The sequence below is a fragment of the Flavivirga eckloniae genome (genome assembly GCF_002886045.1).
GTDB lineage: Bacteria > Bacteroidota > Bacteroidia > Flavobacteriales > Flavobacteriaceae > Flavivirga > Flavivirga eckloniae.
Genome location: NZ_CP025791.1, coordinates 4,280,945 through 4,302,880 on the forward strand (window position 1 = coordinate 4,280,945; position 21,936 = coordinate 4,302,880).

Here is a 21,936-nt window from a genome sequence, read left to right on the forward strand (position 1 = left end):
GCATAAAGAATGGCCATTACCTTAGTTGACTGGCGCCTTTTCCAATTTAAAATGGTTCATAGTAATACTATGATAATTGTCTTAATCCTTCATAAACTAAAATACTAACAGCATTGGCTATGTTTAAACTTCTAACATGTTTGCTGTATAATGGGATTTTGAAGAGTTTGTCTTTATGTGCTTCGATCATAGATTTGGGTAAGCCAACTGATTCTTTTCCAAAGATTAAAAAGAGGTTGTCTTCAAAAGGGATATCCCAATGATTTTTCGTTCCATGACTGGAAAGAAACACCATGTTTTGACCTTTGTTTTTTTCGAAAAATTCGTCAACATTATCGTAATAGGTAACCGATAGGTGTTGCCAATAGTCTAAACCTGCACGTTTCAATCTGGTATCATCAATCTTAAAACCAAAGGGTTTTACTAGGTGCAATTGCGAACCAGATGCTAACGCTAATCTGCCTATATTACCTGTGTTATTGGGTATTTCGGGTTCTATCAATACAATATTTAAAGGCATGGTTTAACTGTTTAAAAGAGGTTTTCCTATATCGTCAATTTCATCAGTGTTAGGAGCTTTTAAATACCGTGTCATAGTATCTAGTTTAATATGGATTTTACAAATTTATCGATGCTGTTAATGCCTTCGTTGGTAACATGTTTTACAAATGCACTTCCAATAATAGCTCCTTTAGCATATTGTGTTGCTTGGGTAAAGGTTTGATTGTTACTTATTCCAAATCCAACGATTTGAGGGTTTTTGAGATCCATGTTTCCTATACGTTCAAAATATTGGGTTTGTTCGTCTCCAAAACCTTCTTGAGCTCCTGTGGTACTAGCGCTACTAACCATATAAATGAAACCGTTGGAAATGGAGTCTATATAGCCAATACGCTCATCACTGGTTTGTGGTGTTATTAAAAACACATTTATTAAACCGTAGGTTTCAAAAATGGTTTGGTATTTTTCGTGGTATACATCTACGGGCAAGTCTGGTATTATTAAACCATCTATACCAATCTCTTGACACCTTTTACAAAAAGCTTCTACACCATATTGGTATATGGGGTTGAAGTATCCCATGATGATTAATGGGATATTAACAGATTGCCTAATATCTTTTAATTGATTAAAAAGAATTTCGGATGTCATCCCATTTTTTAATGCTTGAGTGGAACTGGCTTGAATGGTAGGACCGTCTGCCAGAGGGTCGCTAAAAGGCAGACCTATTTCGATCATGTCTACACCATTTTTTTCTAAATCTTGTATGATTGAAACGGTATCGTTAATACTAGGGTAGCCTGCTGTGAAGTATATGGAGAGTAACTTCTTATCTTCTTGTAGTTTGTTATTTATTCTATTCATTTTTTTGTCATTCCTGAGAAGGCAGGAATCTATTTTTTTAGTTAAATTTTTATTTTGTTCATTTTTTGCTTGTCCAAAAAACGAACCAAAAAAGGACATCCAAGCCAAGGAATTTTCAGTTTTAAAAACTGAAAACCGATTTAAAAACTCCGCGTCGAACTGTGTTCTCCTGTTCTCGGAGCTTTTCTTCATCTATTCTGTGCCTTGGCAGGTCAATTCTGCGAATTGATTAGGGGCTTAACTATCTATAATGTTCTATTTCTAATTTCAGACTTAAGTCCTTTTTTTAGTATAATTTATATTTTAAAGTATTCTATGTAATTCTCCAAATCTTTATCACCGCGACCAGATAAGCTCACTACAACAACATCATCGGGTTTAAATGTTTTTTGTTCGAATATAGCCAGTGCGTGAGAGCTTTCTATTGCCGGAATAATGCCTTCTAATTCACATAACTTTAATCCGGCTTTCATAGCATCGTCGTCTGTGATTGCCATAAATTCAGCTCGTCCAGTTTTGCATAAATGAGAATGCATAGGACCAACACCGGGGTAGTCTAGACCAGCCGAAATGGAATAAGGTTCGGTTATTTGACCATCGTTTGTCTGCATCAATAAGGTTTTGCATCCGTGAATAATACCTTCTTTTCCTAATACTGATGTTGCTGCACTTTCTCCAGAATCAACTCCTAAACCAGCTGCTTCAACTGCAATAATATTTACTTGGTCTTCATGTAAAAAATGGTAGTAGGTTCCGGCTGCATTACTTCCTCCTCCAATACATGCAACAACATAATCGGGGTTTTCTCTGCCTTCATGTTCTTTTAACTGCCATTTGATTTCTTCTGAAATCACCGATTGAAATCTAGTTACCATATCGGGATAGGGATGAGGCCCAATAGCAGACCCTATAATGTAATGGGTGTTTACTGGATTGTTGATCCAATCTCGAATGGCTTCGTTAGTGGCATCTTTTAGGGTACGACTTCCTGAAAGTGCAGGTACTACTTTAGCTCCTAACATTTTCATTCTGGCAACGTTTGGCGCTTGTCTTTTAATGTCGATTTCGCCCATATAAACGATACACTCTAAGCCCATTAGGGCACAAACGGTAGCGGTTGCTACACCATGTTGTCCTGCGCCGGTTTCTGCAATAATCCTGCGCTTTCCTAATCGTTTGGCCATTAATATCTGACCAATGGTATTGTTTATTTTGTGCGCTCCGGTATGGTTTAAATCCTCTCGTTTTAAATAAATTTTGGTGTTGTATTTTTCAGAAAGGCGTTTTGCAAAATAGAGCGGGGACGGGCGTCCAACATAATCTTTTAAGAGTTGGTTAAACTCTTTTTGAAATTCTGGTTCTGCCATAACTTTTAGGTAGTTTTGGCGTAACTCTTCTACATTAGGATAAAGCATTTCAGGAATGTATGCACCTCCAAATTCGCCGTAATATCCTTTTTCGTCTACGTTATAATTCATTTTATCTTCCTTTTTGTTATTTTGAATCACGCTTTTGGGCGTGATGTGACAATCTGCTTCTTTTGTAGGCGTTACTTCGGTCGTTTACCTTCGACTGCGCTCAGACTGACACGCTACTTAATAACATTATTTTTAAATTCTTTTAATTGTTCAATATTTTTTAATCCGGGTTCTATTTCGAATTTGCTGTTCACATCTAAGGCATAGCAATACTTTGATGCTTCACTTCGTTTAAATTTTTTAATGTCTTCTATTTGGTCTAAACCTATACCTCCACTTAAAAAGAAAGGTTTTGTTGAGGGGTAGTTGCTTAAAACATTCCAATCGAATGTATACCCATTACCCCCTGGTAATTTACCTTTTGTATCGAATAAATAATAATCGCAAACGGTTTCATAAGGCTTTAAGACCTCAAAATTAAACTCGTCTTTGATTGAGAATACTTTGATGATCTCAACCTGAACTTGTTTCAGGTTCTTATTTTGAGATGCTGAAACAAGTTCGTCATGACGACGACGCAAAGCACCACAATACTCGGGTGATTCTTTGCCATGTAATTGAACGGCTTGTAAGTGATGCGTTTTTATTTGTTCAATAACATATTCCAAACTTTCATCTACAAAAACACCTGTTTTTTTAATGGATCCTGGCAATTCCGGAATATTGGTATTAAAATGTCTTGCAGATTTTTCATAAAATATAAACCCAAGATAATCCGGTTGCAAATCAGCAACCTGAGCTATGTTGTCTTTATATTTCATACCACAAACTTTTAGCTTTAACCCAGCTTTCTCTAGAGAGGTTGTTTTGTTAGTTTGTGATATGTTTTTTTCTTCTTTTTTCATTCGAGTAAGTGTTCTCCTCCTTTGGATGAGTTAGAGGAGACTCTCTATAAATTGTTTAGCGCTTTCGCCTGCGTTATCGGTTTTCATAAAGTTTTCGCCTATTAAAAAGCCTTGATATCCATAAGGTTTTAATTCTTTAATGGCTTCAATATTACTAATGCCGCTTTCTGAAACTTTTACAAAATCATTAGGAATAAGTTGGCTTAATGTTTTACTGGTTTCTAAGCTAACATCGAAGGTTTTTAAATTCCTGTTATTTACGCCTAACATATCTAATGAAGGCATAACGGATTTATGTAATTCTTCTTCGTTGTGAACTTCTAACAGAACATCTAAATTTAAACGTTTTGCAAATTCTGAAAACTGTTTTATTTCTTCACGGGTTAAAATAGCTGCTATCAATAATATGACATCGGCACCGTAGGCTTTGGCTTCAAGTAGCTGATATTCGTCTATAATAAACTCTTTACGGAGTAATGGTAAATTACAGCTTGCTCTGGCAAGCAACAGATCGTCTAACGACCCTCCAAAGTATTTTCCGTCTGTTAAAACGGACATGCCACAAACACCAGCATCTTCATAACCTTTTGCAACATCTTGAACGTTAAATCCTTGATTGATTACCGATTTTGATGGGGAACGCCTTTTGTGCTCTGCAATAATTCCTGTATTGCTATGGCGTAACTTATCGGCAAGCGAAATAGTCGCTCTTTCAAATAAAACGGATTGTTCTAGTTGCGATACTGGAATTAAGCCTTTGCGTAGTGCGACTTCTTCTCGTTTATCTTTTACTATTTTATCTAGTATGGTCATTTTTAGTGTTCGTATTCAGTGTTCAGTGTTCAGTTCTCAGTATTCAGTGTTCGGTATTCAGTGTTCAGTGTTCAGTATTCAGTGTTCAGTATTCAGTGTTCAGTGTTCAGTGTTCGGTGTTCAGTGTTCGGTGTGCAACTGCTTACTGCCACTGTATACTGATCACTGCGACTGCGTACTATCATCTACTCATTTCTATTAATTTATCTAAACTTGCTTTTGCTTTTCCAGAAAGTAAGGATTCTTTTGCTTGCTCAAATCCTTCTTTATGGCTAATCTGTTTTGTTGTTGCAATGGCTAATCCTGCATTGGCACAAACGACATGGTTCTGTGGTTCGGTACCTTTTCCTTCGATAACATTTATAAAAATTTTAGCAGCATCTTCTACAGTGTTTCCTCCAAAAATAGATTCTTGGGTAATTGTTGATATTCCTAAATCTTCTGGTGAAAACATGGTTTCGGAATTGTTGGAAATGACTTTGGTATTTCCGGTTAATGAGATTTCGTCGTAACCGTCTAATGCGTGAACGATACTGTAATTTTTATCTGTATTTTGATATAAATAGCCGTATAATCGTAATAGCTCTAAGTTAAAAACGCCTACCATCTGGTTTTTAGGAAACGATGGGTTTACCATTGGGCCTAGCATGTTGAAAAATGTTTTTACGCCTAATTCGCGACGAATTGGTGCTACATTCTTCATAGCTGGGTGAAATAATGGTGCATGTAACACACAAATCCCTGCTTTATCTATGGATCGTTTTAAAAAGTCTTCATCATTAGAAAATTTAATGCCTAAATATTCCATAACGTTTGAAGATCCGCAAGCAGAAGATACTCCATAATTACCGTGTTTTGCTACTTTAATACCTGCCCCGGCTGATACAAATGATGACAGGGTAGAAATATTAAAAGTGTCTTTTCCATCACCGCCGGTTCCGCATAAATCAATGGCATTGAAATCTTTTAAATCTATGGCAATACACAATTCCAATAAGGCATCTCTAAAGCCTCTTAATTCCTCTAGAGTGATGCTTCTCATCATAAAAACGGTTAGGAAAGAAGCTATCTGACTTTGGTTGTACATCCCATTGGAAATGTTTACCAATACTTGTTTAGCTTCTTCGCTTGAGATGTTTTCGTGATTTATAAGTCTGTTTAATAAGTTTTTCATTTTTTGTCATTCCTGCATAGACAGGGATCTTTTTAATTTTACTTTCTATTTTGCTTTAGTTCATATTACCTTGATATAATACCCTTACTACGCTCAGGATAAACCAAGTCAAAAAATCATATCAAAATTAGAAAATTGCTAAAGCACCATTTACTTTCGGAATTATGTGCTTGAGGCTCCGCTTCGCATCTCTATGCCTTTGTTCATTATTTTTGAATTTTGATGATTCCGACTGTGTCGGAAATTCAAGTTCGATTTAAATGTCATTATCTAATTTTTAGTTATAGTTTTTTCAGCTGAGTAAGCACTGCTTACTGCCCACTGTTAACTAATGTGCTAACCAGTTCTCTAATATTTTTTTTCCGTTTGGTGTTAAAACCGATTCTGGATGGTACTGTACACCTTTTACATCGTAAACTTTATGACGTAGCGACATCACTTGTCCGTTTTCATCAAACGACGTGGCTTCCAGGCTATCTGGTAAATCTGGATTAACAACCCAAGAGTGGTAGCGACCTACTTCTATGTTTTTATCTAAACCTTTAAAGATAGGTTCGTCATCAACACTAATGGTTACATTTGTTGAAACGCCGTGATATACTTCGTCTAAATTAATTAACGATCCGCCAAAAACTTCGCCTATTGCTTGTTGCCCCAGGCAGACGCCTAAAATACTTTTAGTAGGCGCATACTTTTCAATAATTGGTTTTAATAAACCAGCTTCGTCTGGAATACCTGGCCCTGGTGATAATACAATTTTATCGAACGGTTCTACATCTTCTAAAACCAATTTATCATTCCTTACTACTGTAACATCACAATTTAAATCTTCAAGATAGTGGACTAAATTGTATGTAAAACTATCGTAATTATCTATAACTAGTACTTTCGTCATTTTTTTATCATTCCGGTGAAAACAGGAATCTATATTTAATTAAAATTCATTATTCTTTTTTATTTGCTCATTTTGTTTTGATACAAAACCCTTCGACTACGATCAGGATAAACCAAGCCAAAAATCATGTCAAAATTAGGAAATTGCTAAGGCACCATTCATTTTCGGAATTACGTGCTTAAAGCTTCGCTTTGCATCTCCATTCCTTCATTCATTATTTCTGAATTTTGACTTTTCCGACTGCGTCGGAATTTCAAGATTGATTTATATTTTAAGTTTCTTTTGATACTTCTGTTGTTTAATTTTATTCCTAAATCTCCTCCGCCAGTTTTATGGCTTTCGTTAATGCTCCTAACTTATTATATACTTCTTGCAATTCGTTTTCTGAATTGGATTTTGAAACCAATCCTGCGCCAGCCTGCCAATGTAATTTGTGATTCTTACTTAAAAAGGTTCTAATCATAATGGCATGGTTAAAGTTGCCTTCAAAATCCATAAAGCCAATAGCACCTCCGTAAAATGAGCGGCTCGTTTTCTCGTATTGTTCTATAAGTTGCATGGCTCTGTGTTTAGGCGCGCCGCTTAACGTACCGGCAGGGAATGTGTCGGCAACCACTTGCATGGTAGATGTGCTATCATGTTTTTGCCCTGTAACTTTACTTACTAAATGGATAACATGGGAAAAAAATTGAACTTCTCGATAGGTGTCTACTGTAACCCGACTTCCGTGTCTGCTTAAATCGTTTCTAGCTAAATCAACCAGCATGACATGCTCGGCATTTTCCTTATCGTCTTTAACGAGTTGTTTTGCTAATTCGGCATCTTTTGAATCGTTTCCGGTGCGTTTAAATGTTCCAGCAATAGGGTGGATTTCGGCTTTACCATCGCTTACAATAAGTTGGGCTTCGGGCGAACTTCCGAAAATTTTAAAGTTACCATAGTCGAAATAAAATAGGTAAGGAGAGGGGTTTATGCTTCGCAAGGCACGGTATACATTAAATTCATCTCCTTTAAATTCTTGCGAAAAGTTTTTAGATAGTACCAATTGAAACACATCACCACGCGCGCAATGCTTTTTTGCCAATTCTACATGGTTTTTATACTCATCGTCTGTTAGATTAGAAGTAATATCTCCTTTAGAGTAGAAATCGTAAGAGGCAAAGTTTTTAACTTTGATTAAATGATCGATTTCATCAATATTACTTTCAGTATCATGGCAATGCGCAAAAATATAGGCTTCGTTTTTATGATGGTTTATGGCTATGATATTTTGGTACACAGCATAATGAACATCTGGGATATTGATGGAGTTATCCTTTTTTGAAATTTCAATATCTTCAAAATATCTTACGGCATCGTAAGCGATATAACCAAAAATACCATTATTTATAAACTTAAATTCGGTATCTGAATTAACATTGAATCGTTTGGTGAATTGATGAATTTCTTCTGAAACATCTATAGTATCTGTTATTTCTTTTTCTAAAGCTGTTCCGTCTGGAAAGGTCTGGCTAATAGTTTCATTTTCAACCTTAATTGACGCTATAGGATTAAAGCATATATAGGAAAAACTATTGTCGTTGGCATGGTAATCGCTACTTTCGAGTAGTATGCTATTCGGGTACTTATCCCTAATTTTTAAGTAGATACTTACCGGAGTAATGGTGTCTGCCAGAATTTTTTTGTAATGCGTGTATAAATTATATTTTGTCATTATGCTGAATTTATTTCAGTAAATTTTTAATTAAAAAAGGCTTGTCGTGAATGACAAGCCTTTTTTGATATTTTGAGTTTTAAATATACTAGGTTTTCTTCACGAACGTAAGTTTCTGAAGCTCCACCACCAAGTATTATTTAAAATTGTGTTCATTATTATTTTTTAATGTTGGTTCAAATATAGAAATGAAAATATAAATACACAATAGTTTAAAACATTTTTTATATAAAAGTTTGTTAAACTATAATATATACAGTGAAGTATTAATTAATTTTAGAACCATGAAATTAAAACTATTAATTATTGCAATTTTAATAATAACAGGTTGCAAGCAAGAGAAGAAAGAAGTCGCGGTGACTACGAATACTGTTAGTAATGAGGTTGGTAATAATGTTGATTTGGACTCTGTTGAATTAGAGGTTTACGATTATGAAGGCTTTAAGAAATTCTTAAACAAGAAAGATGGTAAGGTATATGTTATTAATTTTTGGGCTACATGGTGTGCGCCATGTGTAAAAGAGTTACCTTATTTTGAAAAATTGAATACGCAATATCGCGATAAGAATGTTGAGGTTATTTTAGTGACTTTAGATTTTCCGCATTTATATGAAACTAAACTGAAACCATTTATTAAAGACAGAAAATTGGAATCTAAGGTTATTGCTTTAGACGATGTGGATATGGATACATGGATTCCCCAAGTAAACAAAGATTGGTCTGGTGCTATACCGGCAACGATTATATATAAGAATGATACTAATAAGTTTTTTGAGGGATCATTTACTTATGAAGGATTAGAGAAAGAGGTTAAACAATTTTTAAATTAAATATTATGAAAAAAGCAGTCCAAATAATTTCAGTTGCATTTGTTGTACTTTTTATTAGCGCATTTGTAGTAAACGAAAGCAGTACTTTAGGAGAAGGGTACAAGATAGGTGATGTTGCAGAAGATTTTTCTCTTAAGAATATAGACGGTAATATGGTGTCTTTGTCAGATTATAAAGATGCTAAAGGCTATATTGTAATATTTACATGTAATACGTGCCCATATGCAGTGATGTACGAGGATAGAATTATTGCTCTAAACGAAAAGTATGCTTCGCAGGGGTATCCAGTAATTGCCATTATGCCAAATAACACCGATGTTAAACCGGGAGATAATATGGAAGCTATGAAAAACCGAGCGAAAAGCAAAGGTTTTACTTTTCCTTATTTAATAGATAAGAAACAAAGTGTATATCCTAAATATGGAGCTACTAAAACACCACATGTATTTATTTTGAAGAAAACGGATGGGGGTAATGTTGTAAAATATATTGGGGCTATTGATGATAATTATAAAGATGCTTCGGCGGTAAAAACCAAATATGTTGAGAATGCTGTTGATGCACTTTTAAAGGGAAAGGAAGTTAAACAAACGGAAACCAAAGCTATTGGTTGTAGTATTAAAGTTTAACCAAAAGCTCTTATAGAACAGGTATAAAAAAACTGAAGCATTGCGCTTCAGTTTTTTATTGGCTATAATGCCAAGTTATGAAAAAAACCTATTATTGAAATTTTAAAGCCTATTACTCTGGCTTTATAAATTTTTTTCGGGTGGTTTTATCACCACTTATATGAATGTTTTCTAAAACAATAATTTGATTCATAGCAACTTTAATAATGTCATTTTTTCTATCTGCATAAAAGTCACCAAAAGCAATCATATCTCTAGTTGTAACTCTATTAGTTGTATTGTGAATGGTGGTAATCTCTCTTGGTTTAGTAAAATCATTTGTATTAAAGTTTTGTGAATGAATCGAAAGTAGGCTAAGTTGAAATGTTAAAAAAGCTATTAAAAAACCACTTTTTTTCGATTTGGTTAATATTTTCATCTTTTTGGGGTTGGTTAATTTTTTCAAACGTACAAAAAAGATTACTAAAAAACTAGATGAAATACGTATTTTTTAGATGAAATACATTTTAAGTAAGTTAATGATTACTTTTTAAATGGTGTTTACAAAGGTTGTTTTACTCAGAAGGATTATTGAATAATTTAGAAAGGTGAGTCTATACAGTGTTGTGTTTTAAATATTTTATGAAATTAAACAATATTTATTTTAGTCAATAAATGATATATATATTAATTTTGTACACACTAATATATTTAAAGACATGGAAGATTTAACACAAGAAGAGTGGGCATCGCAATTAGCAAATGATGCAAGTGCTATAGTTTTAGACGTAAGAACGGATGCCGAAGTGGCTGAAGGAATTATACCTAATGCTATACATATAGATATTTACAAGGGACAGGAATTTATCTCGGAAATTGAAGCTTTAGATAAAGACAAAAGCTATTATATTTATTGTCGTTCTGGTAACAGAAGTGGTCAAGCATGCTCTATTATGGAAGAGTTGGATTTTGAAAATGTTTATAATCTTGAAGGAGGTATTTTAGAGTGGGAAGGCGATTTAGTTGATATGGAATAATATACTAAATGAAGCGATTATTAATATTTTTATGTTCTGTATTTAGTATTGGCACTACCAGTTGTAAAGACTCATCAGTTAAAGGAGAGATAGAATTGGTTTCTCCTAAGGTTGTACAAACACTTTTAGCTCACGATTCTGTACAACTGGTAGATGTTAGAACACCAAAAGAATTTAGTGAAGGTCGTATTGCTGAGGCGCAGAATGTAGATTTTCACTCACCTGAATTTGATTCTGAAATTAAAAAGTTAGATCAAAACAAACCTGTTGTTTTATATTGTAGATCTGGTAAGCGCAGTGCTAAAAGTGGTAAAAAGTTACTAAGTTTTGGCTTTACTAAAGTGTACGATTTAGAAGGGGGCATTCTTATGTGGAAAAAAGAAGGTTTTAAGGTTACCATTGAATAACAGATATTTAGTTTACTTCGGTTTATTTTTTTATGTATAATTAGATCATTCAACTGCTTTTTAAGTACTTCACCTTTTTTATTTTTAAGGGAGGAACCATTTTTTTTATATTTATAATAAGTTTACTGTTTTTAATGTTTTAAGCAGTTACTTTTTAAGGGTTTAACTAGCCACCAAGGTTTAAGCTTTAAATTATTTATTCTAAAAAAAATGGAAAACGGTTACGTAATATTAGGTATAGTAGCATTATTGTTTTTAAGTATGTATGGTTACTCATATGCTTCGGTAGCTTTTGAGAATTTTAAGATGAAAAGAGAAAAGAAACGAGAGGCTCAAAAGGAAGAACTAAGACGCCAACAGCGTATTAAAAATCAGGAAGTCAGAGACGAAAAGTTTCGAAAGTCTAATAAGCGAAAAGAAGAAATTCAACACGAACTTATGTTGTTGAAAAAAATGAAAGAAAAGCAAAAAGCAGGATAATTAAAGTTCCACTCATAATACTTAAAAACCCTTTTGAATATGTTTCAAAAGGGTTTTTTAATTGTGTTATGAAAGGAGGTTTACAATCTACTATTTCATACAGTACTTTTAGTTTCTACACTTTTATATTTGGTTTTAAACATAAAAACTCACGTTACATATAATTTTGTAATTCTTCCCAGATGTCATTCATTATTTTGAAGTATGTATTCCTACGTGGTCAACTTCAACTTTGTTCAGCGAACCACGCAGGTTAACAACTTCTATTTAAAAGATTTTATTCTTTGTTCCAAAGATTATCCATCTCTTCTAATGTTTTTCCTTTAGTTTCAGGAACAAACTTCCAAATAAATATTGCAGAAATAACACTCATTATCCCATAAAACAGGTAAGTACCTCCACTACTAAATTCCATCATTGGAGGATATGTAGATGAAATAAAGAAATTGGCAGCCCATTGAGCAGCTACCGCAATGGCTACCGCCTGACTTCTAATTTTATTCGGAAATATTTCTGAAATAAGCACCCAACATATTGGTCCCCAACTCATCATAAAAGAAGCGGTATAGATAATTATAAATACTAATGTAGCCATACCTATAATATCCATAAACGCTAAGACCGAAATAGCAATCATACCAATAGCCATTCCAATAGAACCGGTAATTAATAAAGGTTTTCTTCCCCATTTATCTACAGTTAATATGGCAACAACAGTAAAAATAACATTTACAAGTCCCATAATAATAGTTTGTAGCATAGAGGCATCTTTAGCCGCTCCCATACTTTCAAATATTCGTGGCGCATAATATAGAGCCACATTAATACCTACAAACTGTTGGAAGACTGATAACAATATACCTACTATAATTACTTTTTTCCCATAAGAGAATATTTTGGCTTTGGTAGCCGAAGCCTGTACCGTACTTTTTATGTCTTCAAATACCTGTTTCGCTTTTTCGGCGCCGTTAATGCGTGTAAGAATGGATAGTGCTTTGTCATTTTTTTGTTTTAATGCTAAATATCTGGGCGATTCAGGCATAAAAAACATAAGTATAGAGAATATAGAAGCAGGTATTGCTTCAGATACGAACATTCTTCTCCAACCAATTTTATTAATCCATTCGATTGTTTGTCCTTCAGCTATACCCCAATTCACAAAATAAACAACCAGCATCCCGAAAATAATCGCAAATTGATTTAACGAAACAAGTTTCCCTCTAATTTCTGCTGGAGCAATTTCACCAATATACATAGGGCATACAGCTGATGCTAAACCAACCCCAATACCTCCTATAATACGATAAAAGTTAAACATCCAAAGCAGCCCCATAGTAGGTGTATCTTTTTCGAAAAATAAAAATTCGGGATTTCCAGATCCTAAAGCAGATAATAAAAACAAAATACCTGCAATAATCAAGGCGTTTTTTCTACCGTACTTAGCCGATAAAATACCAGATATTATGCCGCCAATAATACAACCGATCAAAGCTGAAGAAACGGTAATACCATGTAAAAAAGAACTCAACCCTTGACTATCGATTAAAAAAGCCTGGATCGATTTTTCTGCACCAGATATTACTGCAGTGTCATAACCAAATAATAACCCCCCTAATGTTGCAACAAGTGTTACCACATAAATAAATGCTGTATTTTGTTTCATATCTTATTTTAGTTTAGTTAAAAAAATTATAAAAGCACTTAATCGTAACCGGTACTTAAATTATGATTAAGCACTTTTATAGTTAAAGTGTATTTTAAATATATTGATTAATAATGTTTTCGAACAATTCCTGTTTTCCACTTTTTAAAGGTAATTCACCATTTTCCATAGCGATTTTATAAAGGTCTTCCAGGTTTAGGTTTCCTTTTTCGAACTCTAAGCCTTTTCCAGAATCGAAAGAACTATAACGCTCTGTTTTTAGTTTTTCGTAAGGTGAAGAAGTCATGATTTTATCAGCTATTAATAATGCTCGAGCAAACGTATCGGCACCGCCAATATGAGCAAGGAAAACATCATCTAAATCTGTTGAATTTCTTCTAATCTTTGCGTCAAAATTAACGCCTCCACCTTGTAAACCACCAGCTTTTAAGAAAACTAACATGGCTTCGGTAGTTTCTTGGATGTTGTTCGGGAACTGATCTGTATCCCATCCATTTTGGTAATCGCCGCGATTAGCGTCTACGCTTCCTAACATACCTGCCTTAGCTGCAACCTCTAATTCGTGTTGGAATGTATGTTGTGCTAAAGTGGCGTGGTTTACTTCAATATTGATTTTAAAGTCTTTGTCTAATCCATATTCTTTTAAGAATCCGATAGCAGTCGCAGTATCAAAATCGTATTGATGCTTAGAAGGCTCCATTGGTTTTGGCTCAATAAAGAAGTTTCCTTTAAATCCATTAGCACGGGCATAATCTCTACACATGCTTAAGAAACGTCCCATATGATCCAATTCACGTCCCATATCTGTGTTTAGTAAAGACATGTAGCCTTCACGACCACCCCAGAACACATAGTTTTCACCTCCTAAGGCGATTGTGGCATCTAATGCTAATTTAATTTGACCACCGGCTCTGGCAACTACATTAAACTCTGGGTTTGTAGAAGCGCCGTTCATGTAGCGCGGATTCGAAAAACAGTTTGCTGTACCCCAAAGTAGCTTTACACCAGAGGCCGCTTGTTTTTCTTTTAAATAATCGGTAATTGTTAATAATCTTTTTTCAGATTCTGCAAACGTTGATGCTTCTTGAATTAAATCGAAATCATGGAAACAGTAGTATCCGAATCCCATTTTAGTGATAAACTCAAAAGCAGCATCTGCTTTGTCTTTGGCGGCCTGAAGCGGATCTGTTGCCTGATCCCATTCAAAATTTTGTGTGCCAGGTCCAAAAGGATCAGCCCCTTGTCCGCAGAATGTATGCCAGTAAGCTACAGAAAATTTAAAATGCTCACGCATTGTTTTTCCCGCGACAACCTGATCTGGATTGTAGTATTTAAATGCTAACGGGTTGTCTGATTCTTTTCCTTCAAATTTAATGTCGTTGATACCTTTGTAGTATTCTTTGTTGCCTATAATTGCCATTTTACTTAAAATATTTTATTTATTGTTTAATATAATTTCTAACTCTTTTTTCCAGTTTTGATACGCCTTTATGTAGGGGGCGTTATTTTTTATGGGTACAAAAGTCATAACATGGTCGTTTTTTGTAATGTTTGCACCAAATTTCTCAAAATCACCATCGGTTAAACCGGCAGCTCTAGCAGCGCCTACAGAACCTGTGGTGTTATATATTTCTATTTCATGTCCGATCAGGGTTGCTACTGTGTTTGAAAATATTTCTGAACGGAACAGGTTATCGTTTCCAGCTCTAATCACGTTGATTACGGCGTTGTCATTTTTCATAATATCCATACCATAAACAAAAGAAAAGGCAATACCTTCCAGAGCAGCTCGATATAAATGTCCGTCGTTGTGTTTATTAAAATTTAGGTTGCAGTAATGAGTGCCAATATTTTTACTGTTTAGCATTCTTTCGGCTCCATTTCCAAAAGGAATGACACAAACACCATCTGAGCCCACGGGAACTTCGCTGGCTTTATTATTCATGTCTTCGTACGAATTGCAAGCAAGATTGTCTTTTAACCAACGGTATTGGATTCCTGCTCCATTAATGCATAATAGTTTTCCTAGAGCTGGGTTTTCCTTAGTGTAATTTACATGTGCAAAATGATTGATTCTTGAGGCTTCTTTCGATTTCAATGCATTGGTAACAGCATAAACAACGCCAGATGTCCCTCCAGTTGCTGCTACCTCACCATGGTTGAATACATTTAAGGAAAGTGCATTGTTGGGTTGGTCGCCCGCTCTATAATTTACAGAAGCACCAATGGGTAAACCGGTATCTGCCGCGCCTTTTTCGTTAACGGTACCTTGATTTGTAAAGTTTTCTACAATGTCTGGCGTTAATGCCGGGTCTATACCGTAATGTTCCAACAGAAAGTTTGCTAATGAATCACTTTCATAATCCCAAAGGATCCCTTCAGACAAACCATTCTTTGTCGTATTTATGACTCCGGTAAGTTTGTAAGCAATAAAATCTCCGGGTAACATGTACTTGTGTATTTTAGAGTACAACTCCGGCTCGTTGTCTCTAACCCATTTTAATTTAGATGCTGTAAAATTTCCCGGCGAGTTTAATAGTTTTCCGGTACAAGTGTCGTGTCCTAAAGCATCGAATGCTTTATTGCCAATTTCAATAGCTCTACTGTCGCACCAAATAATGGAATTGCGCAATGGGTTTCCTTGCTCATCTACAACAACCAGACCGTGCATTTGGTAAGAAATACCAATACCAGAAATTAATGAAGCATCAATATTGGCTTCTTTAATAGCTCTTTTTGTTGCAATACAAACATATTCCCACCATACGTTTGGGTCTTGTTCTGCCCAATCTGAATGAACGGCAATAATTTCCATTTCATTTTCTGGTTCGTGTAGTGCTGATAGTTTTTCTCCTGTTTCTGCATTTACAATGGCTACTTTTACAGAAGAACTTCCTAAGTCATATCCTATATAATACATAGTTATAAAGATTCTCTTAATGTTAAATTTGTAGGTATAAATACCTGCAAGGGTTCGTTTTTATAAATAAATTCTGCTGCTTTCTCTCCTAATGCTTTAAAATCGGTTGAAACAACAGAAATTCCCTTATAAATAAATTTTTTCATTGGGGTTTCGTTATATGATAAAAAGCCAACATCTATACCTGGTTCTAAATCGTTATTTCGGCATTCTTCTAAAAACTTTCCTAAAAAACGATCACTAACACTTATGTAGGCTATGTTCTTTTCAATCTTAAAATGTTTTAAACTTTTTATGTTTATTACTTTATATTTAAACTGTAATGTTTTACAATACTTTTCGAAATGGGCGATTGCTTCTACAGGATGATACGTGTATTCTGGAAAAACAAAATAGATTTCTTTGTATTTTTCGAATAGGGTATTGGCGCCTTGTAAAGCTTCAAAAAACGAATCGCCAAAATCTTGACAAACAAAATTGTTGTCCTTTTTAGAGTGTATGTTCCAATCTATTAGAAGTAGTTTTTCGTTCCTAAATCCATCTAAAACTTTAGGAACCTCTTCGTTATTAAACCCCATCACCACATACTTGTAGTATTTACCCTTGCTATTATTCAATATCGTTTTAAAGTTTTCGATATTATAATGGTGAAATTGTACGTCTGTAATAACATTATCCGGTAAGTTATTTATAAAGGCATGGTATAAAACTTCCTTGTAAGCTTTAAAGGTGTCTAACACTAAGAGTACTTTTCTTGTAACATTGGCAACATAATAGCCTTTGTTGGGAACAGAATCTATTACTTTTTGGTCTTTTAATATGGTATAAGATTTAAAAACAGTGTCTCTAGAAAGTTTGTAATCCTTACAAATACTGTTAACAGAAGGGAGCATGTCTCCAACAAGCATCGTGTTATTAGCTAAAGCATCATTTATAGCATTAACTAATTGTTGATATTTCGGTATATCACTATTAAGATCGATGTCAAAAATAAATTTGTTTTTCATTTAATAACTGTGCTGTTCTGTTCTGGTTTGTAAATATATTAAAAAATCAGTTTTTTATTTGGTATATTTGAGAAATATTTTTCTATTATTTATGAGCATTTATACAATTAAAAACCTTCGTTTTTATTTTGCCCTATTCTTTTTGTTCGTTTTAGGGGCAGTTAACAGTCAAAGTAATATCTATTTCGATCATATAACTACAGAAGACGGTTTGTCTCAAAGTGATATAAATAGCATTTACCAAGACCCACAGGGGTTTATGTGGTTTGGGACTCATGAGGGGCTTAATAAGTACGATGGCTATAACTTTACTATTTATAACCCGGATTCTAATAACCCTAATAGTATAAATAGTAACTTGATTTTTTCTATTACTGGAGATGAAGAAGGGAATTTATGGCTTGGTACTACGGGTAAAGGTTTGAGTTATTTTGATAAATCGTTAGAAAAGTTCACACATTTTTTACACGAAGAAGGGAATGATAATAGCTTAAAAAATAATCATATAAGTGCTGTTTATAGAGATAAGAAGAATAGATTATGGGTTGGTACTATTGATGGTTTAGATCTGGTTGACCTTAATAAACCTAAAGATTCAATACAGTTTCAGCATTTTAATTTAGAACACGATCGGTTAATTGCCGGTTTTGGAGATAATAATATTTATTCAATTTTTGAAGACAGTAAGGGGCAAGTATGGGTAGGAGGATTAAGAGGCCTCTATAAGTTATCCAGAAATCAAAATGGGGATATCTATTTTAGATTGGTTAATAGCTTGATCGGAATGAACAGACTATCTGTGCGTAGTATTAGCGAAGATAATTATGGACGTTTACTTATAGGAACTACCATCGGGTTGTATATATTGAGAAAACACAATGATTCGCATAGGGTTGAATTAATTACTTCTGGCTTTATTAATAATATTCTTATAGAGAATGATAATATTTGGATGGGAACGAACAATGGTTTGTTGTTTTATGATAATTCCGATGAAACTAAAAATCCGCAGTTTTTAGCACAATTTGCTTACAATCCGCAAGATCCAAATAGTTTAAGTAAAAATATAGTGAAATCTTTAGCTAAAGATATTACTGGAATTATATGGGTAGGTACAAATGGAGGCGGAGTTAATAAATTCGATCCAAAAAGAAAAAAGTTTAAGCATGTAAAGAAAACATTAAATCCGAGCAGCCTTAGTTACGATAAAATAAGGTCTATGTTTGAAGATAGTAATGGTACGTTATGGATTGGAACTGAAGGGGGCGGTTTAAATATGTTGCTTCCTAATGATAGCACAAACTTAGAATTTAAAAACTTTATGGCCATACAAAGCCCTTTTGTTACAATAGAGATAAAAAGGGAAGATAAAAAAATATTACTTATTGGAGCCGAAAACACTCCAGGGCTGTTTGAGTTGGATATAACAGACCCGGAAAAGGTGAAAGAAAGCGATATTAATGTTTTCCAACCAGTATCTGGGAGTATTTTTGCCATATTGGAAGATAGGCGTAAAAATATTTGGATCGGGACCTATAATGGAGGTGTAAACCGTTTGTTATATAACAAATCTACCAAGAGTTACAAACAAGATGTTTTATCCCATGTTAAAACCGATTCATCAAGCATTTCAAATAATATTATTAGAAATATTCTAGAAGATCGCAAGGGGAATATATGGTTTGCTACTGGCTACGGTCTGTGTAAGTTAACACCAGAAGAGGCCGTTAAAAATAAGCCTAAGTTTACTACTTACAAGAATATCCCTTCAGATAGCAGAAGTATTAGCCATAATTACATACTGGAGCTTTTTGAAAGTGAAAATGGTGATATATGGATTGGAACATTGGGAGGAGGACTTAATAGATTGATTCAATCTAAAGATGGTTCGTCAGACCGATTTGAATCTTATAAAACAGAAAATAGTGGTCTGCCTAATAATGTTATCAAAGGAATTTTAGAAGATGAGGAAAACAATTTATGGTTATCGACAAATAAAGGGCTTTCCAAGTTTGATCCTATTAAAAACATATATAGAAACTACGATATTAATGATGGTCTTCAAAGTAACGAGTTTCAGGAGTTGGCCAGGTTAAAACGAAAAAATGGAGAGCTTTTATTTGGAGGAATAAATGGGTACAATACATTTTTTCCGAGAGATATCAAGGATAATAAAGAAGAAGCAAAAACAATTATTACAAATTTCTCAATTTCCAATGAGCAAATAAATATTGGCGAATATGTAAATGGTCGTATTATTCTTGATAAGGATATAAATGAAATCGAAGAAATTCAATTAAAGTATAAAGAAAATAGTTTTTCTTTTGAATTTGCGGCTTTACATTATGCGTCGCCACGTAAAAATCAGTTTGCCTATATGCTTCAAGGGTTTGATAAAGATTGGATTTATACAACATCAAACAAGCGTTTTGCAACATATACTAATTTAGAACCTAGTATTTATACTTTAAAAGTAAAAGCCTCAAATAATGATGGGATTTGGGACTCAACGCCCTCTGAAATAAAAATTAGAGTGATTCCTCCATTTTGGCGAACAAACTTTGCTTATTTTTTCTATAGCCTTATTATAATTGGATTTTTACTTCTTTTTAGAATGTTCACCATTATTAGAACAACTAAAAAACACCAATTAGAGATTGAGCATTTTGAGAAGAAAAAAACAGATGAGTTACAGAGAATAAAATTAGAATTCTTTACAAACATATCTCATGAATTTAGAACGCCAATTACTTTAATTAAAGGACCTTTAAAATATTTGCAAAAGAACGTAGGTTTATTAGATAAGGAGGTAGTACATGAGCAGTATCGACTCATTCAAAAGAATAGCGATTATTTGTTGAGGTTGGTTAACGAGTTATTAGATTTTAGAAAAATCAATCAAGGGAAAATGAGGCTGGTAATGCGTAAAAGTAATATAGCCAGATTTATTAAAGAGATATGTGAGCCTTTTCAATTTTTGGTTAGAAAAAAACAAATTTCTTTCAACCTTATTGCTTCCGATGAGGAGCTGGAAACATGGTTCGATCATGATGCGTTAGAGAAAATAATGAGTAATCTTTTATCCAATGCATTTAAGTTTACACCAGAAGGTGGTGATATTAGTGTGGAAATTTCTCTTAGCAAGGATATTGGCGTTAATGAATTTGATGAGAATGAAATGAATTTTGTTAAGATAGAGGTAAAAGATTCCGGAGTAGGGATCGAGGAGAGTAAATTGCCAAATATTTTTGAGCGGTTTTATACAGACAAAGATAATTCTAATCCTAAAGGCGTTGGTATTGGGCTTTCCTTTACAAAAGATATTATTGAACTGCATCAGGGTATTATTGAGGTGGAGAGTACGCCAAATAAAGGAACAACGTTCATTGTTCAATTACCAGTAGAAAGGAAGGCTTATGAAGGCATTCCGGAGATTAGCTGTAAGGATGTTTCGGAAGTCGATTTTCATGTACGTACTTCGGAGTCTGATTCTATGGCTATAAGTATTAATGATGAATTGGTAGATAGTAATTTATCGCAAATAAGGTCTAAACTTCCCGTATTACTTATTGTAGACGATAATCCGGATATAAGGAGTTTTGTTAAGCGGGTGCTTGGCGAAAAATATAATGTTTATGAAGCTGAAAATGGTAAGGAAGGTTTTGAATTAGCTAATAAGCTTATGCCAAATATTATTGTTACAGATATTATGATGCCAATAATGGATGGTATTGAATTTTGTGAAGAGATTAAAACAAAAAAGGAAACCAGTCACATTCCGGTTATTATGCTAACGGCAAAATTATCGCAGGAAACAGAGATAAAAGGTCTTAAAACCGGAGCTGATGCCTACATAAGAAAACCCTTTGATGTAGAACTATTAGAGCTTAAATTAACGAATATCTTAAAAATCCGTGAGGAATTAAGAAAACGATTTAATCGTGAGATATCATTACAACCGCAGGAGGTAACTGTAACGACTATGGACGAAAGGTTCTTGCAGCAAGCTATAGAGATTGTTGAAAAGAATATGATGAATACCGATTTTAGTGTAGAAATGCTGGTAAAAGAAATGGGACATAGCCGTAGTAACCTATATTTAAAATTTAAGGAAATTACGGGACTTTCATCAAGTGAATTTATTCGAAATATTCGTTTAAAAAGAGCGGTTCAACTTTTCGAGAAAAGTGATTTTTCGGTTAAGGAAATTATGTATATGACTGGGTTTAATACGGCATCGTATTTTGCCAAATGTTTTAAAAAGCAGTTTGGTGTTATACCAAGTGAATATGTGAGCCAAAACCTAGCCAAGAAAAATGATAAATAAAGCAAAGAGGGGCTAAAAATTAGTTTGATGTCATTTTGAGCCCTTCGACTTTAGTTTATGTTGAGCACAATAGATGTACCCAAAATAGACTTTGTCGAAATACATGTAACTTACTGATAACAAGTTTTTACTTTTTGTTATCCAGATAGATCTGTCAGGTTTTTAAAACCTGACAGATCTAAGTTCTGATAATATAGTCAAGGTCATATCAAGATCGGTTTCGGTGAGTTTAAGCTGATAAATCAAATCTTTTTATCCTCACAACTCAAAAACAATCTAATTTTAATTGATTAGATTTATTTTAACTTTTTATCGATTATTTTTATCGAAATTTAACGTGCATTTATCGAAAAAAAATCTCTGATTTGTTGGT

Annotated in this window: 19 protein-coding genes; 6 read left to right on the forward strand and 13 right to left on the reverse strand. The window is 33.9% G+C overall.

Annotation, left to right across the window (positions count from 1 at the left end; all coding sequences use genetic code 11):
• Positions 1-67 precede the first annotated feature (67 nt).
• The 8 genes from C1H87_RS17790 to C1H87_RS17825 all read right to left on the reverse strand — a co-directional run bounded on the left by C1H87_RS17790 (position 68) and on the right by C1H87_RS17825 (position 8,284).
• Entirely contained in the window at positions 68-520 is a 453-nt protein-coding gene (locus tag C1H87_RS17790) for a tRNA (cytidine(34)-2'-O)-methyltransferase (RefSeq protein ID WP_102757111.1), read from the reverse strand.
• A gap of 80 nt (positions 521-600) precedes the next feature.
• Positions 601-1,365, reverse strand: coding sequence for a tryptophan synthase subunit alpha (gene trpA, locus C1H87_RS17795; protein WP_102758314.1), 765 nt, complete (start codon positions 1,363-1,365; stop codon positions 601-603).
• 296 nt (positions 1,366-1,661) lie between these two features.
• Entirely contained in the window at positions 1,662-2,843 is a 1,182-nt protein-coding gene (trpB, locus tag C1H87_RS17800; RefSeq protein WP_102758315.1) for a tryptophan synthase subunit beta, read from the reverse strand.
• 113 nt (positions 2,844-2,956) lie between these two features.
• Positions 2,957-3,604, reverse strand: coding sequence for a phosphoribosylanthranilate isomerase (locus tag C1H87_RS17805; RefSeq protein WP_102758316.1), 648 nt, complete (start codon positions 3,602-3,604; stop codon positions 2,957-2,959).
• A 114-nt stretch (positions 3,605-3,718) separates the two neighbouring features.
• Entirely contained in the window at positions 3,719-4,501 is a 783-nt protein-coding gene (gene trpC / locus C1H87_RS17810) for an indole-3-glycerol phosphate synthase TrpC (protein ID WP_102757112.1), read from the reverse strand.
• A 181-nt stretch (positions 4,502-4,682) separates the two neighbouring features.
• Positions 4,683-5,675, reverse strand: a complete 993-nt coding sequence (gene trpD / locus C1H87_RS17815; RefSeq protein ID WP_102757113.1) for an anthranilate phosphoribosyltransferase — start codon at positions 5,673-5,675, stop codon at positions 4,683-4,685.
• 328 nt (positions 5,676-6,003) lie between these two features.
• Positions 6,004-6,570, reverse strand: a complete 567-nt coding sequence (locus C1H87_RS17820; RefSeq protein ID WP_102757114.1) for an anthranilate synthase component II — start codon at positions 6,568-6,570, stop codon at positions 6,004-6,006.
• 310 nt (positions 6,571-6,880) lie between these two features.
• On the reverse strand, positions 6,881-8,284 hold the full coding sequence (locus C1H87_RS17825; protein ID WP_102757115.1) for an anthranilate synthase component I family protein: 1,404 nt from the start codon (positions 8,282-8,284) through the stop codon (positions 6,881-6,883).
• 284 nt (positions 8,285-8,568) lie between these two features.
• On the opposite strand from C1H87_RS17825, the gene C1H87_RS17830 reads away from it, so the two are divergent.
• Positions 8,569-9,114, forward strand: coding sequence for a TlpA family protein disulfide reductase (locus tag C1H87_RS17830; protein WP_102757116.1), 546 nt, complete (start codon positions 8,569-8,571; stop codon positions 9,112-9,114).
• A 5-nt stretch (positions 9,115-9,119) separates the two neighbouring features.
• Positions 9,120-9,743 carry a thioredoxin family protein gene (locus C1H87_RS17835; RefSeq protein ID WP_102757117.1) on the forward strand — a complete coding sequence of 208 codons (624 nt, stop codon included), beginning with the start codon at positions 9,120-9,122 and terminating at the stop codon, positions 9,741-9,743.
• Between the two features lie 112 nt (positions 9,744-9,855).
• Here C1H87_RS17835 and C1H87_RS17840 read toward each other — a convergent pair whose 3' ends face one another.
• Positions 9,856-10,161, reverse strand: coding sequence for a hypothetical protein (locus C1H87_RS17840; protein ID WP_102757118.1), 306 nt, complete (start codon positions 10,159-10,161; stop codon positions 9,856-9,858).
• Positions 10,162-10,441: 280 nt separating this feature from the next.
• Here C1H87_RS17840 and C1H87_RS17845 point away from each other — a divergent pair, with 280 nt between their 5' ends.
• The 3 genes from C1H87_RS17845 (at position 10,442) to C1H87_RS17855 (ending at position 11,646) form a co-directional block, all read left to right on the forward strand.
• A complete protein-coding gene (locus C1H87_RS17845; RefSeq protein WP_102757119.1) occupies positions 10,442-10,759 on the forward strand; it encodes a rhodanese-like domain-containing protein in 318 nt (105 codons plus the stop codon).
• Positions 10,760-10,767: 8 nt separating this feature from the next.
• A complete protein-coding gene (locus C1H87_RS17850) occupies positions 10,768-11,166 on the forward strand; it encodes a rhodanese-like domain-containing protein (RefSeq protein ID WP_102757120.1) in 399 nt (132 codons plus the stop codon).
• 210 nt (positions 11,167-11,376) lie between these two features.
• Positions 11,377-11,646, forward strand: coding sequence for a hypothetical protein (locus tag C1H87_RS17855; RefSeq protein WP_102757121.1), 270 nt, complete (start codon positions 11,377-11,379; stop codon positions 11,644-11,646).
• Between the two features lie 277 nt (positions 11,647-11,923).
• Here C1H87_RS17855 and xylE read toward each other — a convergent pair whose 3' ends face one another.
• From xylE to C1H87_RS17875, 4 genes are all read right to left on the reverse strand, one after another.
• Positions 11,924-13,309 (reverse strand): D-xylose transporter XylE, encoded by a 1,386-nt coding sequence (xylE, locus tag C1H87_RS17860; RefSeq protein ID WP_102757122.1) that lies wholly within the window; start codon positions 13,307-13,309, stop codon positions 11,924-11,926.
• 94 nt (positions 13,310-13,403) lie between these two features.
• The gene (gene xylA / locus C1H87_RS17865) at positions 13,404-14,729 is read right to left on the reverse strand and encodes a xylose isomerase (RefSeq protein ID WP_102757123.1); all 1,326 of its coding nucleotides are present in this window, start codon (positions 14,727-14,729) and stop codon (positions 13,404-13,406) included.
• Positions 14,730-14,744: 15 nt separating this feature from the next.
• Positions 14,745-16,229: a xylulokinase gene (locus C1H87_RS17870; RefSeq protein ID WP_102757124.1), complete on the reverse strand. Its 1,485-nt coding sequence runs from the start codon at positions 16,227-16,229 to the stop codon at positions 14,745-14,747.
• A 2-nt stretch (positions 16,230-16,231) separates the two neighbouring features.
• Positions 16,232-17,236 (reverse strand): GntR family transcriptional regulator, encoded by a 1,005-nt coding sequence (locus tag C1H87_RS17875; RefSeq protein WP_102757125.1) that lies wholly within the window; start codon positions 17,234-17,236, stop codon positions 16,232-16,234.
• A gap of 91 nt (positions 17,237-17,327) precedes the next feature.
• Here C1H87_RS17875 and C1H87_RS17880 point away from each other — a divergent pair, with 91 nt between their 5' ends.
• Positions 17,328-21,563: a hybrid sensor histidine kinase/response regulator transcription factor gene (locus C1H87_RS17880; RefSeq protein WP_102757126.1), complete on the forward strand. Its 4,236-nt coding sequence runs from the start codon at positions 17,328-17,330 to the stop codon at positions 21,561-21,563.
• Positions 21,564-21,936: the final 373 nt, after the last annotated feature.

Coding starts and splice junctions, on each gene's coding strand:
- C1H87_RS17880 (WP_102757126.1), top strand. CDS start 17,328: ATGAGCATTTATACAATTAAAAACCTTCGTTTTTATTTTGCCCTATTC.
- C1H87_RS17805 (WP_102758316.1), bottom strand. CDS start 3,604: ATGAAATATAAAGACAACATAGCTCAGGTTGCTGATTTGCAACCGGAT.
- trpC (WP_102757112.1), bottom strand. CDS start 4,501: ATGACCATACTAGATAAAATAGTAAAAGATAAACGAGAAGAAGTCGCA.
- trpD (WP_102757113.1), bottom strand. CDS start 5,675: ATGAAAAACTTATTAAACAGACTTATAAATCACGAAAACATCTCAAGC.
- C1H87_RS17850 (WP_102757120.1), top strand. CDS start 10,768: ATGAAGCGATTATTAATATTTTTATGTTCTGTATTTAGTATTGGCACT.
- C1H87_RS17845 (WP_102757119.1), top strand. CDS start 10,442: ATGGAAGATTTAACACAAGAAGAGTGGGCATCGCAATTAGCAAATGAT.
- C1H87_RS17825 (WP_102757115.1), bottom strand. CDS start 8,284: ATGACAAAATATAATTTATACACGCATTACAAAAAAATTCTGGCAGAC.
- C1H87_RS17855 (WP_102757121.1), top strand. CDS start 11,377: ATGGAAAACGGTTACGTAATATTAGGTATAGTAGCATTATTGTTTTTA.
- C1H87_RS17820 (WP_102757114.1), bottom strand. CDS start 6,570: ATGACGAAAGTACTAGTTATAGATAATTACGATAGTTTTACATACAAT.
- C1H87_RS17840 (WP_102757118.1), bottom strand. CDS start 10,161: ATGAAAATATTAACCAAATCGAAAAAAAGTGGTTTTTTAATAGCTTTT.
- xylE (WP_102757122.1), bottom strand. CDS start 13,309: ATGAAACAAAATACAGCATTTATTTATGTGGTAACACTTGTTGCAACA.
- C1H87_RS17830 (WP_102757116.1), top strand. CDS start 8,569: ATGAAATTAAAACTATTAATTATTGCAATTTTAATAATAACAGGTTGC.
- trpA (WP_102758314.1), bottom strand. CDS start 1,365: ATGAATAGAATAAATAACAAACTACAAGAAGATAAGAAGTTACTCTCC.
- C1H87_RS17835 (WP_102757117.1), top strand. CDS start 9,120: ATGAAAAAAGCAGTCCAAATAATTTCAGTTGCATTTGTTGTACTTTTT.
- C1H87_RS17875 (WP_102757125.1), bottom strand. CDS start 17,236: ATGAAAAACAAATTTATTTTTGACATCGATCTTAATAGTGATATACCG.
- C1H87_RS17790 (WP_102757111.1), bottom strand. CDS start 520: ATGCCTTTAAATATTGTATTGATAGAACCCGAAATACCCAATAACACA.
- trpB (WP_102758315.1), bottom strand. CDS start 2,843: ATGAATTATAACGTAGACGAAAAAGGATATTACGGCGAATTTGGAGGT.
- xylA (WP_102757123.1), bottom strand. CDS start 14,729: ATGGCAATTATAGGCAACAAAGAATACTACAAAGGTATCAACGACATT.
- C1H87_RS17870 (WP_102757124.1), bottom strand. CDS start 16,229: ATGTATTATATAGGATATGACTTAGGAAGTTCTTCTGTAAAAGTAGCC.